This window comes from Streptococcus sp. HMSC034B05 (genome assembly GCF_001809055.1).
GTDB classification, from domain to species: domain Bacteria; phylum Bacillota; class Bacilli; order Lactobacillales; family Streptococcaceae; genus Streptococcus; species Streptococcus constellatus.
The window spans coordinates 1-264 of sequence record NZ_KV795626.1; the positions used below are offsets into that span (position 1 = coordinate 1).

Sequence of the window (264 nt, forward strand, 5' to 3'; positions counted from 1 at the left end):
CCGTTTGGTCCTTACCTTTTGGTTCGTTGCTATCCGCTTGGGTCGGAGTCTTCGTGACATGAACCTTCACTGGAACTTCATCCTTCGAGCCATCTGGATAAGTCACAATCACCTTCGCATCTTTATCGCCTGGCGTTGTGGTATCAACCGGTGTTTCGTATTCAAACTTCGTTCCTTTTGGCAATTCTGGAACGTTACCAATGGAATCTTCCGCTTTTGGTGTTTCTCCTACTTTAACCGTTTGGTCCTTACCTTTTGGTTCGT

The 264-nt window shown here is 46.2% G+C and carries 1 protein-coding gene; it reads right to left on the bottom strand.

The genetic code is table 11. The features are described 5' to 3' along the window. Positions 1-264 (bottom strand): Rib/alpha-like domain-containing protein (locus HMPREF2542_RS08310; protein WP_261674404.1); only part of this gene is annotated, 264 nt, incomplete at both ends.